The 15,366-nt window shown below is 43.1% G+C and carries 16 protein-coding genes; 5 read left to right on the forward strand and 11 right to left on the reverse strand.

Going from position 1 to position 15,366, the window contains the following annotated elements:
• The first annotated feature begins 14 nt into the window (after positions 1-14).
• Entirely contained in the window at positions 15-929 is a 915-nt protein-coding gene (locus tag BM736_RS11255; RefSeq protein WP_083700098.1) for a DUF3530 family protein, read from the forward strand.
• 45 nt (positions 930-974) lie between these two features.
• Here the strand turns inward: BM736_RS11255 and BM736_RS11260 are convergent, their stop codons facing one another.
• Both BM736_RS11260 and BM736_RS11265 read right to left on the reverse strand, forming a co-directional pair.
• Complete coding sequence (locus BM736_RS11260) at positions 975-1,475, reverse strand: YqhA family protein (RefSeq protein ID WP_076412013.1); 501 nt, start codon at positions 1,473-1,475, stop codon at positions 975-977.
• Positions 1,476-1,630: 155 nt separating this feature from the next.
• Entirely contained in the window at positions 1,631-2,437 is an 807-nt protein-coding gene (locus BM736_RS11265) for a crotonase/enoyl-CoA hydratase family protein (protein ID WP_076412016.1), read from the reverse strand.
• A gap of 406 nt (positions 2,438-2,843) precedes the next feature.
• On the opposite strand from BM736_RS11265, the gene BM736_RS11270 reads away from it, so the two are divergent.
• A complete protein-coding gene (locus tag BM736_RS11270; RefSeq protein ID WP_076412019.1) occupies positions 2,844-3,839 on the forward strand; it encodes a response regulator in 996 nt (331 codons plus the stop codon).
• 13 nt (positions 3,840-3,852) lie between these two features.
• The gene (locus BM736_RS11275; protein ID WP_076412021.1) at positions 3,853-4,818 is read left to right on the forward strand and encodes a sensor domain-containing diguanylate cyclase; all 966 of its coding nucleotides are present in this window, start codon (positions 3,853-3,855) and stop codon (positions 4,816-4,818) included.
• A 63-nt stretch (positions 4,819-4,881) separates the two neighbouring features.
• On the opposite strand, the gene rraB is transcribed toward BM736_RS11275, so the two are convergent.
• The 6 genes from rraB to BM736_RS11305 form a co-directional block, all read right to left on the reverse strand.
• A complete protein-coding gene (rraB, locus tag BM736_RS11280) occupies positions 4,882-5,301 on the reverse strand; it encodes a ribonuclease E inhibitor RraB (protein WP_076412023.1) in 420 nt (139 codons plus the stop codon).
• 169 nt (positions 5,302-5,470) lie between these two features.
• Positions 5,471-6,196: a 1-acylglycerol-3-phosphate O-acyltransferase gene (locus BM736_RS11285; RefSeq protein ID WP_076412025.1), complete on the reverse strand. Its 726-nt coding sequence runs from the start codon at positions 6,194-6,196 to the stop codon at positions 5,471-5,473.
• A gap of 147 nt (positions 6,197-6,343) precedes the next feature.
• Positions 6,344-7,138, reverse strand: a complete 795-nt coding sequence (locus BM736_RS11290) for a metal ABC transporter permease (protein WP_076412028.1) — start codon at positions 7,136-7,138, stop codon at positions 6,344-6,346.
• 105 nt (positions 7,139-7,243) lie between these two features.
• Positions 7,244-8,158: a metal ABC transporter solute-binding protein, Zn/Mn family gene (locus BM736_RS11295; protein ID WP_076412030.1), complete on the reverse strand. Its 915-nt coding sequence runs from the start codon at positions 8,156-8,158 to the stop codon at positions 7,244-7,246.
• Entirely contained in the window at positions 8,142-9,365 is a 1,224-nt protein-coding gene (locus BM736_RS11300; RefSeq protein ID WP_076412033.1) for a hypothetical protein, read from the reverse strand. Before BM736_RS11300 ends, BM736_RS11295 begins: the two co-directional genes overlap by 17 nt.
• Positions 9,366-9,602: 237 nt before the next feature.
• A complete protein-coding gene (locus BM736_RS11305) occupies positions 9,603-9,887 on the reverse strand; it encodes an ABC-type zinc uptake system zinc chaperone (protein WP_076412036.1) in 285 nt (94 codons plus the stop codon).
• Between the two features lie 337 nt (positions 9,888-10,224).
• Here BM736_RS11305 and BM736_RS25430 point away from each other — a divergent pair, with 337 nt between their 5' ends.
• A complete protein-coding gene (locus BM736_RS25430; protein WP_256717798.1) occupies positions 10,225-10,350 on the forward strand; it encodes a hypothetical protein in 126 nt (41 codons plus the stop codon).
• Between the two features lie 289 nt (positions 10,351-10,639).
• Here BM736_RS25430 and BM736_RS25540 read toward each other — a convergent pair whose 3' ends face one another.
• On the reverse strand, positions 10,640-11,053 hold the full coding sequence (locus BM736_RS25540) for an energy transducer TonB (protein WP_083700101.1): 414 nt from the start codon (positions 11,051-11,053) through the stop codon (positions 10,640-10,642).
• A 127-nt stretch (positions 11,054-11,180) separates the two neighbouring features.
• The gene (locus BM736_RS11315) at positions 11,181-11,516 is read right to left on the reverse strand and encodes a hypothetical protein (protein WP_076412040.1); all 336 of its coding nucleotides are present in this window, start codon (positions 11,514-11,516) and stop codon (positions 11,181-11,183) included.
• 218 nt (positions 11,517-11,734) lie between these two features.
• On the opposite strand from BM736_RS11315, the gene BM736_RS11320 reads away from it, so the two are divergent.
• Complete coding sequence (locus tag BM736_RS11320; protein ID WP_076412042.1) at positions 11,735-13,342, forward strand: mechanosensitive ion channel family protein; 1,608 nt, start codon at positions 11,735-11,737, stop codon at positions 13,340-13,342.
• A 213-nt stretch (positions 13,343-13,555) separates the two neighbouring features.
• Here BM736_RS11320 and BM736_RS11325 read toward each other — a convergent pair whose 3' ends face one another.
• Complete coding sequence (locus tag BM736_RS11325; RefSeq protein WP_076412045.1) at positions 13,556-15,268, reverse strand: formate--tetrahydrofolate ligase; 1,713 nt, start codon at positions 15,266-15,268, stop codon at positions 13,556-13,558.
• Between the last annotated feature and the right edge of the window lie 98 nt (positions 15,269-15,366).

Raw genomic sequence — 15,366 nt, forward strand, 5'->3', positions numbered from 1 at the left:
TTCTTTCCTCTTTTATGCGATCACCGCTCAGTTTAAGCCTCCTGATACTCGTTAGTTCAGCCAGCCTATTAATTTGTATTCCAAGCTTTGCCGCCGATCCAGAAACCAATGTGACTAATGAGCAAGTTGAAGAGAAAAAAGTCGATAAGCACAGCAAATATGATTACCTGCCGCAAGAGGAGGTCATAGAGATAACCGTTGGCCAGCAACAGAGCGAGATTTTAGTAAAATCATGGAGCGGTAAGAAGAAATTAGGCGCAGCTATTTTATTTGCAACTCCAGGTATGGGTGCAGACGGGGCAGGATTAAACGCCTACCTTAGGCGCGAATTAACGCGAACAGGCTGGGCAACAATCGCCATAACGCCACCGAAGAAGGTCTCGACACCCAATTTTGCGACTCAACCTGAAGAGGTAGCAAAAGCAGGCGAAGGTATAAATAATCAAAAAGCCAATGAGGCAACTAAGCAGTACTCAGAAGAGGTTTGGAAAGATATTCGAGAGAAGCAAACTCAGTTTGTTACCCAAACAATGAGTCAACTTGATGCTATCGGCGCTCCCTATCCAGGTAAACGTTTACTGATCACTAGCGGTCAGGGAGCTGGCCTTGCGATCTCAATGATCAGTAATAATCTCTTACCTAAGCCAGATATCTTAGTGCTAATAAACCCTTATATGAAGATGAAAGAAGAGAATCAAGCGCTAGCGAAAATGTTAGCCCAACTTGAGGTCCCTATTCTCGATATTCAATCTGAAGACGGCCATAGAGCTTCCTATGCGACCGTCAAAGATAGGGCTGAACTCTCTCCTCAAAATGCCCCCTATCGTTATAGTCAGCAACGACTGGCGTTAAACCTTAATAACGAAACAGCCTGGAATACCACTTTAAAACTGATAGAAGGCTTTGCACAAAGGATTAGCAAACGCTAGAAGCCTGCTTCGGAAAACCAGAGTATAGGCACTAGCGATATTGGCTTAATCTTTTTTCTCTTTGGTCAGCATCAAAGCCAGTGCAATTAAGACGACTATGATGCCCATATAGAGCAGCTCTAACATAGAAGTTGGCTTCATCTCGGTAAAGTATGAGAACACCTTGATAATCAACATCATCAAGATAACTTTACCCAACTTACTTTTAAGTGAATCAATACTGCTTATTATCAGTATCTTACCACCCGCCTCACTCTTCTCCGCTGGCTCTAATTTACTGATAAACAGCTCGTATAAACCAAAGGCAAAGATAAGCAACACTGCACCTAACAGGAAGGTATCGAGTATCTCTACCACCACCATCACCAGTTCATTTCTCACTTCATGACTACTGGTTAAAATATAGTTCCAGATAAGCTCGAGCATGTGAATAACATCTAGTACACCCATGATGAATATTACGAATGCAGCAACAATGCAGGCAAACACTCCGAGCATCACCGACAGCCGGCTACTCCATAAAATTCGTTCAAATAGGTTTCGCATCTCGATCCTTGATTATAAAGATATGGCAATAAAAATTGAGTGGGATAATAGAGATTCGATTAAAGAAGACTAGCAGCTGAACGACAGAGTGTGATCAAACTCACTTTTTAACCAGTAAGCGTCTAGTAGGAAAAGTGAGTCTCTCATTTTTCAAGCTACCACCAAGATTGCCTCACTTTATAAGCTTTATCAGGCTCGCCAGTTTGACGTTTTGCTGCAACAATGCGGTTTTTACCAAGCAGTAATTTAATCTGGCTGATTGACTCACGAGACAGCAAGCTTCTAACGCTTGTCGTCCAGCTTCGATTGATACTATGTTTTATGGCTGCATTAGCATCGGGTGACGTTTTCGACAGTTGTGATGCAAGCTCACTGGCCCGTTCTATAGGCGACTCAACCACCTCAGTCACTAGCCCCTTTTTGAGTGCCTCAGGGGCCGCTAAAATCTCTGCAGTCATAGTGAGCAACATCGCTTGATCGCGAGAAACCACTTCACGTAGCGAGACAAGCCCAGCCATATCCGGTACTAAGCCCCACTTAGCCTCCATAATAGACAGCTTGGCTTCTTTCGATGCGATACGAATATCAGCGCCCAGCGCTATCTGCATGCCGCCACCAAAGCAACAACCTTCGATAACGGCAATAACAGGCACAGGTAAACGGCGCCAGCCTACTGACACTCTTTGCGCTAAGTTGGCATTGCCCGGTAACCATTTAAAAAGCAGCTTTAACGGTTGAGTCGGTGAACTAATGACACTTTTAACATCTAAACCCGAACTGAAATTCCCCTCACTGCCTGAAAGAATCACAGCCTTTAGTGTGCGATCTTTTTTTAGCTCGCTAATTACTGCATCAATCTCACGAAACATCTCAAAGTTAAGCGCATTGAATTTATCAGGTCGGTTTAAGACAACATGTGCCACCTGTTGGTTAATCTTAAGCTGAACGAACTTCCTTGCCATATCACCCTCTACTAATCAAACTGGTCTGTCCAGACTAGAGGTTAACATATTTGGATTATTTAACTAATAGAGATAACATACAAAGAAAGTTTGACTGACGTCAAAAAAATGGCATAGTACTTTCCTCTTTTGACTCAGAGTAATAGACAATAACTTATAGGGTATCGATAGCGCTTTATTTAGCTTTTTATGGAATTAACGTTAGAGACTTGTCTTTGAGTTCAGCATAGACATTAAGCCAATGAATAGATCGGCATACTCATCAAATACAGATTAATACCTATTTATCGTCCGTTGAACCTGAAAAAATTAACAAAAACTGCGCCTAAATTTATCATTTGAAGCACCGAAGTCAGTAATAAGTGTTATCTTGAATATATGGGCAGATTAGGATGTTGAAACGATAATGCCGATCCCAGTACTGATATGCGATGATTCCGCTCTTGCCAGAAAACAGATGGCGAGAACCCTACCCAAGGAGTGGGATGTCGATATTACCTTCGCTAATAATGGTGCCGAAGGCATTGAAGCTATTCGAGCCGGTAAAGGTGAGGTGGTATTTCTCGATCTCAATATGCCGGTCATGGATGGCTATGAAGTCTTACAGACCATTCAGCAAGAAGATCTTCCAGCTTTAGTCATCGTCGTGTCTGGCGATATTCAAATCAAGGCTCACGAGCGTGTCAAAGCCATGGGTGCGCTCGATTTTATCCAGAAACCTGTCAGTGCTGACGCGATTAGCAATATCTTACAAGAATATGGCATTCTCACCATCGCACTCGGGGATGAAGTCGCCGAAAGCCCGATGATTGAAGTCGATCTTCGTGATGCTTGTCAGGAGATTGCCAACGTCGCTATGGGCCGTGCAGCCGACCTACTCGCAAAACTCCTCGATGTTTTCGTGCTATTACCTATTCCAAATGTCAACGTCCTCGAGGTCAGTGAGCTGACAATGACCCTTAAGGCGACTGAAGAACATAGTACGGTATCTGCGCTTTGCCAGGGCTTTATTGGCGCAGGAGTCGCAGGCGAAGCCCTGTTGCTGTTCCATGACTCATCTTTTAAAGATATGGCCAAATTAATGGGCCTAGCAAACCCTGAAGATAAAAATACCGAGATGGAAGTGATGATCGATACTGGTAATGTATTGATTGGGGCTTTTCTCAACGGTATCTCTGAACAGCTACATATGAAGTTTAGCCAGAGCCATCCGGTAGTACTCGGACGTCACTGTACGGTGAATGATCTCATTCACGATAATTCAGAAAAATGGTCTCGCACATTAGCAATGGAGATTAACTACCGAATCGAAGATCACGATGTTCAATGCGATCTACTTTTGCTATTCACCGAAGACTCATTACCGACGCTTAATTTTAAGCTCGGTTACCTGTTTGATTAAGTTGGACCCATCTATGTCACATGACCAAAGCGCAATGAACGAACTCCACTGGTTAATCGATATGGTTCAAACCATCGAAGTCGGCTTAGTGGTTCTCGATAAGAATTTCAATATTCAGCTTTGGAATGGCTTTATGGAGAACCACAGTGGGGTTTCTCCAAACTCAATAAAAGACTGCAACCTGTTCGAGCAGTTCGAGTACCTGCCTGAGGCTTGGCTCAAACAGAAGATGGAATCGGTTTTTTTACTGAAAAACCGCGCTTTTATTAGCTGGGAACAGAGACCTTACGTCTTTAAATTTAAGAACTATCGTCCCATTACAGGACGCGCTGATTTTATGTACCAAAACGTCACCCTACTGCCCCTATCATCACTGACTGGGCAGATCACTCATATCAGTATGATTGTTTATGATGTGACAGATGTGGCGATCAACAAGCTTCAGCTAAAAGCAGTTAATGAACGTTTAGAGCATCTGAGTCAAACCGACGGCCTTACTCAATTACATAACCGCAGACATTGGCAGATATGCATGCAAAAGGAGTTTGATCGCCATGCCAGATACGGCGATGAAACCAGCCTAGTCATGTTCGATATCGATCACTTTAAAAAGATCAATGATACTTACGGCCATATGGCGGGTGATAAAGTTATCCAGCATATTTCGCACTTGTTAAAGCAATCGCTGCGTGAAACTGACTGTGCAGGGCGTTATGGTGGTGAGGAGTTCTCGGTAGTACTCGCCAAAACCAATGCCCAAGATGCCCTTAACTTTGCCGATCGCCTACGTAAGAAGATAGAAACCACCTCGTTAGTTTATGAGGGGCAATCAATTAAGGTTACTGTCAGCATGGGCATTAGCGATCTCCAGGCACAACAAGAGAATAGTGGTCAGTGGTTATCCTTTGCCGATCAAGCACTCTATGAAGCCAAGGAAGCTGGCCGAAACCAGTGTGTGATCTATCAAGAGAAGCCATAAGGCTCAGAAAGCAAAAAGGCCCAATTATGGGCCTTTTATTGAGTTTCGCAAGACTGGAAAATATTAACGAGAAATATCTTCACCGTCATCTAATTCATCATCGAACTCATCGTCACGTACTTCGCCATTTTCATCAATGAAGTAAGTGCCCCAGCCGTCATAATCAACTTTCTGCTTCTGAGCAAGTTTGAGTAACCCCTCACATGCTAGATCAAGGATCTCAACTTCAAGCTTATGCTGGGCTACAGCATCGAAACAGTAGATCACAGAGCCATCTTCTAGCTCCATCTCTTCAGCATCATTCACCTCAAAACCTTGCTTGAACGCATCTACCGCTGCTTTTTCTAAACGATCGAAGCTGGTCGATGAAAAATGGTGCTCAATTGTGTACTCAGCATCAGGCTTTGATCCATCCCCAAGAATAGCTTCAACTATCTCCAGATTTTCCTGTTTCTGTGCCGTAAGTAAACGCTCAATTGACATGAATGACTCCCAATAAAATAACTGAGGGGATTATATACGTATCCCACTGACACATCAAAACCAGAGTTATTCCGATTAAGATTAAATTTCTGCCGCCACAAAAAAGCCTCCATGTAGGAGGCTCTCGATTTAACGTCTAGCTATAATACCAATCAGTATAAGTAGCAGATTATTTTGCCATCAAAGCCGACGCTTCAGAGTTTAACTGAGTGAGCTTAGCCGACATCAAGGTATGAATACGTGACGAAAGCTCCTTCACTTGGTTTTTAGCGAGTCCCTTAGTCTCAATAGGGTCCATCACCTCAATAATCACCACGCCATTATTCCAGCGATTCAATTTGATATGACCTTGGTTAGAGGCAAGCACTGGTACCATAGATACGCCAGCTTCTATAGCGGTATGAAAGGCACCAGATTTAAACGGCAGTAACCCTTTACCACGTGAGCGAGTACCCTCTGGAAAAATCCAGATTGAGAGACACTTCTCTTTAATCTTTCTCGCTGTTTGCGCCATGGTTTCAAACGCGCGATTGCGGTTTTTTCTATCGATCAAAATATTACCGGATAACCAGTATATCTGCCCGAAAAATGGTACCCAAGCTAAACTCTTCTTACCTAAGCTCACAGTTCCTTTAGGCACAGCCGCGGTGTGAGTGAACATATCAAAATTATTTTGATGGTTCGCAAGGTAGATGCAAGGCTCGCTTTTTACTACAGCAGTTGGCTTACGTACAATAACTTTTATCCCCAAAACTGGGGCGGCAAAAGAAAATATTTTAGCGAACATGTGTACATTGTCTCGATGGCGAGGTCTAAGTAAACAAAAAAGACCACCAAAAACAAATGCTAGCAAAAGCATCATAGCCAATATCAACGATCTGAGGATTAACAGCACAACTAACTCCCATGATTCCAATGGCGACAGTATAGCCAGCAAGGGGGTGCGACTCAATATTTTGTTTACGAATGTAGCCCGAGATTGACGATAATTAATTAGAGCAAAAAGACTAATTTAAGCGCCTTTATCGCAAACTGATATTAATTATGCACCTACCTCTTTATCTGCAACGCCCTTTGAATTGGCCAAAAAATGCAGCGTCAATCTAAATAGAGTCGCACTCACAGCAAGGGTAGCAACAATTGCCGCACCACTTGGTAAGTCAAAACTTGCCGACAAGACTAACCCGAAAAGGTAACCTGATAAGCCGACAAAATAAGCGGCAGCAAGACGATATTTAGCCCGGTATTTATTAACGGCAAGCGCCGGTAAAATGAGGGTACTAAACACTAAGTACACACCTACAAGCTCCACCGAAAGAGTAATCACAATCGCGAACAAGATATAAAAGCCACTACCTTCGAGAATATTTGGCTTAAATACAATTAGCGCTAATACTATGGCTGATATACAAGCTGGTAAAATAAGCTGCGACCAGTTAACCCACAATATTTGCCCTGACAGCAACTGCTTAAGCATCTCCGCACCATGTGGATCATTCGACAGCATCAGCATAGCTGCGACAGCAGCTAAAACATAAAAGCAACCAATAATCGCTTCCAGTTCATCAGCCATACGTTTAGATAACCAAGCAATAAGACCCGCCCCCAAGAGTGCGAAAAGGGCTGGCATCCATACGTTAGCAAATGGAAGATGAGCTATATCATGGTTAAGGTGGGCCACAATAGCACCTAAAGCAGCGACTTGAGCAATGGCTAGATCGATAAAGATAATGCCTCGCTTTAAAACCTGCTGACCTAAAAGCACGTGAGTGGATAAGACTAAGATCCCTGCTGCGAGTGCAGGTAATAAAATAGAGAGTAGATTGATATCAAACATAAATTTTACTCATTTATAGAGGGTACTAAACCTGTAAGCATACGAAGTTTAGCGCCCAATATAGATAACGGTTCGACACCTCATAGAGATGTCGAACCTGACACATTAGCCTGCCTTAATACTTAACAGCAGATCTAACACGCTGTCATAAAGTGAGAATAGATCTTGGCTTTGATCATTCCCTCCAACAGACATAGGTAAAACTTGCACAGGAAGTGATGCTCTATCACCTAACCAGTTTGCACCGCGCTCGTCTTGGTAAGACGCGACGATGATCCCCATAATATCACCAGCTTCTGCTCGAGTAAGCAAACTCGCTAAGTGGCTGCTACTTGGTGGCAGACCCGGCTTAGGCTCAAGATCAGCAACCTGCTCCATTCCAACCCAGTCAAATAGGTATTTAAAACTAGAATGATAAGCGATCACTTTTTTACCTTTTAAAGGTAAAGCTTTACTTTCCCATACCGGAATCGCAGCACTCCAGCGTTGACTAAAGTCATTCAGCGCAGCCTCGTACTGAGATTTTGAACCAGGATCGGTAGCTATCAACTTCTCAGTTAGACTTTTGGCAACTTGTAACATTCTCTCTGGAGAGAAATGAAGGTGAGGATTACCCTTAGCGTGTACATCACCCATGCTACGATCTACTGACGTAAGCTGATCTATCGTCTCAACCTGCTCTGCAGCAAAGAAGAGTCCCTGATCTGTCGAACGTACTTTTGCATTCGATGATTTCATCTGCAGCATTGGAAGCCAGCCCACCTCTAAGTCAGCGCCAGCACAGACAGCAATGTCTGCCTGACGCATCTTAGCGATCAAGCTAGGTCTTGCCTGTACTTGATGCGGATCTTGCATCGCTGTTGTGGCTGAATAGATCTCCGCCCCAGGTGCAAGCTCTTTAGCTAATGCTGCATACTCAGGCTCACAAGCAAAAATATTTAGCTGTGCTGTTGCAAGACCAGAGTAGCTAACCGCTAAGGCAGTAACTGCCACTTTAATTAACTTAGAATTGATGCGCACCGTGAGCCCCCAAAGTCATTACATATTGAAGAGTGAAAATATTGTCATCTTCTATACCGAAGTAGTTGGTACCTTGCTGATTGGTGTATTGCAAACGCACAGTCGAAAAATGACTGTGATGCCACGCCAGGCTTACTTCGGTTTCTTTTAACTTTTCAGGGTGAAAATGGTCACCATGTAGCTCCTGAACATCTGTTTCGCCATAACGAACACCCGCAGACCAGTTAGGAGTGAATTGATAAACACTACTTAGGTACCAGCCCGTCATGTCGTCAACACTTTCTGCTGAATGTGCATCATGATCATGCCCATCTTCCAACGGTGCAAAGTCAGTCACTTTAAAGTACTCACCACTTACAGTTAGATGCTGGTACTTATAGTTTCCATTTGGTGCCCACTTATAAACAAAGTCAGCTATATAGGTGTTCTCACCTGTAAAGGTTGCACTATGGCTATGATCGTCATGACCTGCTTCGAGTGCTGCATGATCTTCATGCTCACCCTCAACCATACGGCCATTCTCATTGCGCATATAGCTTAAACCAGCCTGCCATGAGCCGTTACCAATATCACCACCTATTTTAGTATAAGCGGTGTAGATACCTATATTTTTATAGTCACGTTCTGCATGGTCATCTTCTGCATCAAAATGGTCATGCTCATCATGCTCACCACCCGCAGCGCGCATACTGTCACCTTTAAAGCTTTCAAGCCCCATGGTCCAATAGAGATCTGTCGGAGCAACCCAGTTTAGGCGTACACCATCATCAAAATAATGACTCCCCAGAAAGGCGCGATATGCAGCTGGTCTATCTGAAAATGAATCGGTATGAACATGTTGGTTATTCAAGTAACCCACATCGGATAGGAAGCGACCGGCACGGATTGATAAGCCACCTGGCATAGCGAGTGTTTGAATAAACGCTTCCTCTAGGCCGATCTCTGTTTCGCCTTCATGCATCTCGATGACAGCAGTTAGCTTACCGTAGAACATATCATCAATATTGGCACTCATTGCCAATTCAGTATGCCCTAAACCAAAGCCTTCACCACGTTCAGCCATAGGGCGATCACTGTTTTGATAATAGCCATCAAGCACTGCACTAATAGCAGGATTAGTTAAGCTTGAGTCTTGTGCAAAAGCGGAAGTCGAAAAAATTGCACATGCAGCAGCCACGCAAGTTACGCGGTTATTTAAAACGTTCATTTGTTTCTCCAAAATACAGCATAAACCTCCTGACTTTTTATAGAAGTAGGATCAGGTAGGCATAATATAAAAGTTAATAAACATGGAGTTAACGAGTTACAAGCAAGCCCAAAGCCTTTGCCCTCTTTACAGAAGTCGCGGCATGAATATCTAGATAGCGAGCATATAAAATGCACTTAGTCTATCTAAGTAAGTACTTATGAGTTGTTGAGTTTGGCTAACTAAAGTTGAAATTAGCTATACTGAAATTGGTGGGGCGCGACTGCGAAATGCATTGGTATGAACAGCATGACGCTCAATAAGCTGAAATGCTATGGGTTCAAATGTTTGGCTTACTACGGCAAGGTGAAGTAGCTCACTTGGCAGCAGCTTATTAAGCTGGTGCTTATGAAAACAGAGAGTACAGTGCTCTTGAACACCATGATCTATGTGCTCAACACTGTGGGCAGAGGCGGCAAACGATAGGCAGATCAATATGGCTGAAAGCCATAAAGCAACTCCTCGTCTTACACTACTGACCATGAATACCACCGATGAAAGCTATAGAATAACCCAAATCTCGCTATAATAACGAGACGAAATCGCGTCCAAGTTTATGCAAACAGCAACTTAAGTCAAGTTACACTTTTAATATAAATAGCAAATATTCACGATATAAATGTAATAAAAAATTTATCAAACTGATGAAAAGTTGAGGTATATCACAGCGAAGCGCTGTAAAATAACATGATCAGCGTCACTTTTTATCGAGTGATAATTAATACTGACTTAAGCTCTAAAGCCTAAAATTACAGCAGATAAACCAATAAGCATAGCTAATTGGACTCAAGATTTAACCCATTAAAGGGAGTAAACACCTATGTTAGAGTTTCTACGTGAAAACGGTAAAATGCTTTTTTGGACCACCTTATTCTTTATCGCTATCGGTGGCGGGATCTACTATGTAGATGCTTCATTAGAGTCTCAAGTACAAGTTGTTGGCTAAATAGCTAACCTCTAAGCTTCAGTTGAGTTAATAGCACTTTATTGAAAGTGCTAACGCTTAAGTACTAACAGCTAAGTACTAACGTTTAAGTACTGGCGCTCAACTGCTCACCCTTGGGTTTCAATTGGTATCACTGATAAAACCCAAGGTAGCCTTCCCAAAACAAGCACTCAGCTATAGCTGCACGCCTTCTCTTCCAAGCTTGAAAGTTTCACGCCTTAACTACTAGTGATTTAAGTGCCAGCCTTTAAATATTAAGGTTTAAAGCGCTTTAAACTAAGACATTATCTTAGTTATCTAAACCATTGAAATTAAATTTTGTGGAGACATAAACAGGCACAGCTTTCGCGTTACTGTCTGCAGCTTTATATTCAAGGTTTGATAGTGCAAGCAGTGCAACCCTATCCCTGGCGCCCTCAGGATACGATTCTTCAACTTGTGGGTCGAAAACCTGCCCTTCAGAGTCAATCAAATATTTAATGGAGACATGACCATCAACCGAGGGTGGGGTAAGGGTGTTGCTAAAACTGAACTGCTGCGATTCCTGTACCCAGTACTGAGACAGCTCAGATTGCTTAACAGTAATTGGGTCTTGGGATAAGCTCAGTTCCGCTTTTGCACTACAACCTACTAATACAAAAGATGCAACAAAGCCTGGGGGAAATACTTCATATACAGCTCCATGTAAGTCATTAACTATGATTAGCTAACGATCAGAATTCCTTTCTGAAATAACCTAACAGTATATTACCAAAAGTGTAAAGAAGTGAAAGTCATATCATCAGATAATATGCCCAACACAAGCTTAATCTAGCATACGCATAATAGTGTTAGCGGTATTTCTGCCTATGCTCACTGTCATCTTTCTCTTCGACTTCTGGGGCCTCAGTCACTTTAAGATGATCCATCATATGACTGACTAGCAGCGCAATCACAGACACTATCGCTATGGGTGTCGTTATATTTCGCATATCTGGCGTAAAGTAACCAAACACTAAAGCTGCAACACCGGCATAAAAGGCAAAAATTTTAATTCGAGTCAGGATAGGGTTTTTGCCTAGCCATGCATGGCAATGTGGGCACTGAACCTGTGCATTTAGCCCTTTCCCGCGCTGGTTCTCAACCGCATTGACACCGAACGCTTTACTACAATGGGTACACAACACTAGATGAGCCTCTACTCTTAAAAAATTAGGGAGGGGAGTTTAGCAAAATAAAAAGCAAAATACCCTTTGTTAGCGGCAAGTCATGGCTACTTTTGTACGAAGTAAGACCTAAAATGTCATCTATTAAAAATTCAAATACAGATAATTGATAATGTGAATTTACACTAAGCTAATGAAAGTAATATTATAGCCTCTACAAAAGTAACTGGATTTTACCTATGCATCGTACATTCGTCATAATGATGTTCCTGCTCACAGCAATTATCGCTATCCCATCACAAGCCCAAGAGGCCAGCATAAGCTCTGAGCTTAACGCTCTACAACAGGCTATAGATCGTGATGTTAATAAGCTAAAACTTGAGCAAGGTGAACTCGCTCAATTTACTGAGTATAGAATTAAACAGAAAGCGGATGAGTTGCATCTCAAGCTCAAAGAGCAAATGAGTGTCAATCCAGTAGATGCAAAACTACTTACCCCTTATATCAGTGACCATCTCAAGTTCCTACAGGCTGTCGATACACATTACTCGGCAAGCATAGAAAAGCTCAAAACGGGTCTTGGTAATGGCCATGACGCCGATATTATGATGCAGTTTTCCAATAGAGAAACTGAACGTGATGAGCTGATCCAGGCCAAGCTTGAAACAATTAGCTGGTCAGAAACGCTTTCAATAAACATTGGCAATCTAAAGTCTGAATTTACAAGCGCTCTAATTGAGCGTGCCGATGAGCTCGATAGCCTAGTGCATTACACACAAGATAGATTAAAAGTAGCCGTTGATGATGCGAGCCTAGCAGGTAAAGATGTCTCTTCAGAGCAAACGCTCAGAATCACTCAGCTCAATGAGAGGCTTGCTCACAGTAGCGCGAGTTTAGGTGTTGCTATCGAGAGCTTAGACTCTCTAGGTCAAGATACCTCTGAACTTAAACAGACACTATTCAGTACCTCGGGAGATATCACTCAAGATGTCCTCAATATCGATGTTGCTAGTAGCCTTATTGAGCAATGGTTTGATGCAGCAAAAAACCAAGCCATTGAAAACGGCCCAAGTATAGCCTTTAAGTTATTTGTATTTTGCTTGATCTTATTTATTGCCAATTTGGTTGGTAAAGGGGTCGAAAAGATCGTTAAAAAGGCGGTCAGCAACTCAAAGCTAAAATTCAGTAAACTGTTACAAGACTTCTTTATCTCACTCTCGAGTAAAGCGGTATTTACTATCGGTGTGCTTATCGCACTGTCTCAGCTTGGCTTCGAACTCGGCCCACTGTTGGCAGGTTTCGGTGTTGCTGGTGTGATCATTGGCTTTGCACTACAAGATACCTTGTCAAACTTTGCATCCGGCATGATGATATTAATCTACCGCCCATATGATGTCGGCGATCTGATCAATGCCGCTGGCGTTACAGGTAAAGTCAGCCATATGAGTTTGGTTTCGACCACGATTAAAACCTTAGATAATCAGAGACTGATCATTCCAAATAATAAGATTTGGGGCGATACCATCAACAACATCACAGTTGAACACCAAAGACGCGTGGACATGACCTTTGGCATCGGCTACAGCGATGACATAGAAAAAGCTGAGCGCGTACTCAATGAGATTGTTGCAGCACACCCTATGACACTCAAAGAGCCTCAAGCTATGGTAAAACTGCATACGCTTGGCGAATCTTCTGTGGACTTTATTGTGCGCCCTTGGGCTAAGCCTGAAGATTACTGGGATGTTTACTGGGATATTACTCGCGAGGTGAAAATGAGATTTGATCAAGAGAACATCAGTATTCCGTTCCCACAACGCGATGTTCATATCTATCAATCAGAGTGAAGCAGCAAAACGCTTACCAAGTGAGCGTCTTGACAGCGCCAGCTTAGCTGGCTGCACAAGCCTAGACGATACTCACTGCGTGAGCTGACGAATGGAAAACATGGCTTCAATTTTTTTGTGGCCATGTTTTTCCATATAGAGCGTAGCTCGTCGTATAGGTTTCACCGCCCGCGAAGCAATAGGCCACAGGCCGCCGTCTTAGCCTTCTTCTATTTATGCTAAACCTACGATTTCATCGTGTTCATTGATATCGATATTGAGGTAGCCTGGTTTTATTCCAAGCCCTGGCATAGTCATCACCTTCCCAACTAACGCAGTGATAAATCCAGCACCTGCATTAATCTTAAATTGAGTGATCGGTAACTCAAAGCTTGATGGGATCCCTTTAACTTTAGGGTCATGACAGATAGAGAGTGGCGTTTTAGCTACGCAAACAGAGAGATGCTCTAAGCCCATAGCTTTAATCTTAGCTAACTGAAGTTTAGCTTCCTCTGACAATGCAATTCCCTTTGCCCCGTATCCAGCTTCAGCTATGGTCAATAGCTTGGCTTCGATACTGGCCTCTGTTGGGTATAGGTGTTTAAACTGAGATACATGCTTAGTGGCATTAACCACTGTTTTAGCTAATGCTTCAGCACCTGCTGCCCCTAAACTAAATGCTTCGCTGACTTCACAGCCAAATGCGCTAGTTTCATTGACCGCAGTTTTAAGCCAGTCTAACTCAACACTGGTATCGGTCGGAAAACGATTAATCGCCACGACAACAGGAATACCGTATTGGCTAACATTGTCGATATGCCATTTAAGATTAGCAAAACCTGCCTGAAGCCTAAGCATATCCTCTTGATTAATATCGCTATCAGACGCAATACCTGAGTTAGCTTTAAGGGCCTTCAATGTCACCACCAGCACAGCAGCATCTGGCGCTTTACCTGACTCACGCACCTTGATATTACAAAATTTTTCAAACCCCATATCTGAACCAAAACCGCCCTCAGTCACAACAAAGTCTGACAGCTTTAATGCGATTCTATCGGCAATTATCGATGAGTTACCATGGGCGATATTGGCAAAGGGGCCAGCATGAATTAAACAGGGGTCCCCTGTTAGGGTTTGCATCAATGTGGGCTCGATTGCATCGGTCAAGATAACTGTCATCGCCCCTGCTACTCCTAACTTTTCAGCAGTAATCGGCAAGCCATGCTTATCTAAAGCTAATATGAGCTGACCAATACGCTGACGCATATCTTTAAGATCTCGACTTAGCGCCAAAATCGCCATCAGCTCTGATGCAGCAGTAATATCAAAACCTGAATCATGTATTGGACCGTTTACATCGCCCAGACCAACAGTAATATTTCTTAAGCTACGTTCGTTATGATCGACCACGCGACGCCAAAGGATCTGCTCAGGGTCGATATCTAATGGCTCCGTGCCCGACAGCTCAGTAAACTCATCTCTAGATAGCCTAGACTCATGAAACAAACGGGCGTCAATTGCAGCAGCGGCTAAGTTATGGGCGCTGCTCACTGCATGTATATCTCCAGTAAGGTGCAGGTTAAGCTCCTCCATAGGCACAACCTGCGCATAGCCGCCGCCCGCTGCACCGCCCTTAATCCCAAAAACGGGCCCCATACTAGGCTGACGAATACATGCCGTGGTTTTGCTGCCAATAGCATTTAACCCTTGAGTCAAACCTATCGTAGTCACTGTTTTTCCCTCTCCATAGGGAGTCGGCGTTACCGCAGTAACGATAACTAGCTTTCCTTCTAAGTTATCTTCTAATCGGTTCAGTACAGATAGCTTTACTTTAGATTTAGTTTCACCAAACAGGGATAATTCACTCGGCTCTAACCCTAGGTTATGGGCAATATCTCTAATTGGCTGATGCTTCGCTTGGCGTGATATTTCGATATCTGTCAGCATTCTTATTTTCCTCTTTTCAAAGAGTTTATAGGGGAGTTTTGCGTGTTTTTGATGAGAGCCAAGAATATAAAAGATCTGTGTCACTAGCTAAATACCCA

The organism is Shewanella sp. UCD-KL12, assembly GCF_001957125.1.
Classification (GTDB): domain Bacteria; phylum Pseudomonadota; class Gammaproteobacteria; order Enterobacterales; family Shewanellaceae; genus Shewanella.

Coding starts and splice junctions, on each gene's coding strand:
- BM736_RS11300 (WP_076412033.1), bottom strand. CDS start 9,365: ATGAACGTTTTAAATAACCGCGTAACTTGCGTGGCTGCTGCATGTGCA.
- BM736_RS11325 (WP_076412045.1), bottom strand. CDS start 15,268: ATGCTGACAGATATCGAAATATCACGCCAAGCGAAGCATCAGCCAATT.
- BM736_RS11275 (WP_076412021.1), top strand. CDS start 3,853: ATGTCACATGACCAAAGCGCAATGAACGAACTCCACTGGTTAATCGAT.
- BM736_RS25430 (WP_256717798.1), top strand. CDS start 10,225: ATGTTAGAGTTTCTACGTGAAAACGGTAAAATGCTTTTTTGGACCACC.
- BM736_RS11265 (WP_076412016.1), bottom strand. CDS start 2,437: ATGGCAAGGAAGTTCGTTCAGCTTAAGATTAACCAACAGGTGGCACAT.
- rraB (WP_076412023.1), bottom strand. CDS start 5,301: ATGTCAATTGAGCGTTTACTTACGGCACAGAAACAGGAAAATCTGGAG.
- BM736_RS11260 (WP_076412013.1), bottom strand. CDS start 1,475: ATGCGAAACCTATTTGAACGAATTTTATGGAGTAGCCGGCTGTCGGTG.
- BM736_RS11320 (WP_076412042.1), top strand. CDS start 11,735: ATGCATCGTACATTCGTCATAATGATGTTCCTGCTCACAGCAATTATC.
- BM736_RS11270 (WP_076412019.1), top strand. CDS start 2,844: ATGCCGATCCCAGTACTGATATGCGATGATTCCGCTCTTGCCAGAAAA.
- BM736_RS11290 (WP_076412028.1), bottom strand. CDS start 7,138: ATGTTTGATATCAATCTACTCTCTATTTTATTACCTGCACTCGCAGCA.
- BM736_RS11255 (WP_083700098.1), top strand. CDS start 15: ATGCGATCACCGCTCAGTTTAAGCCTCCTGATACTCGTTAGTTCAGCC.
- BM736_RS11305 (WP_076412036.1), bottom strand. CDS start 9,887: ATGGTCAGTAGTGTAAGACGAGGAGTTGCTTTATGGCTTTCAGCCATA.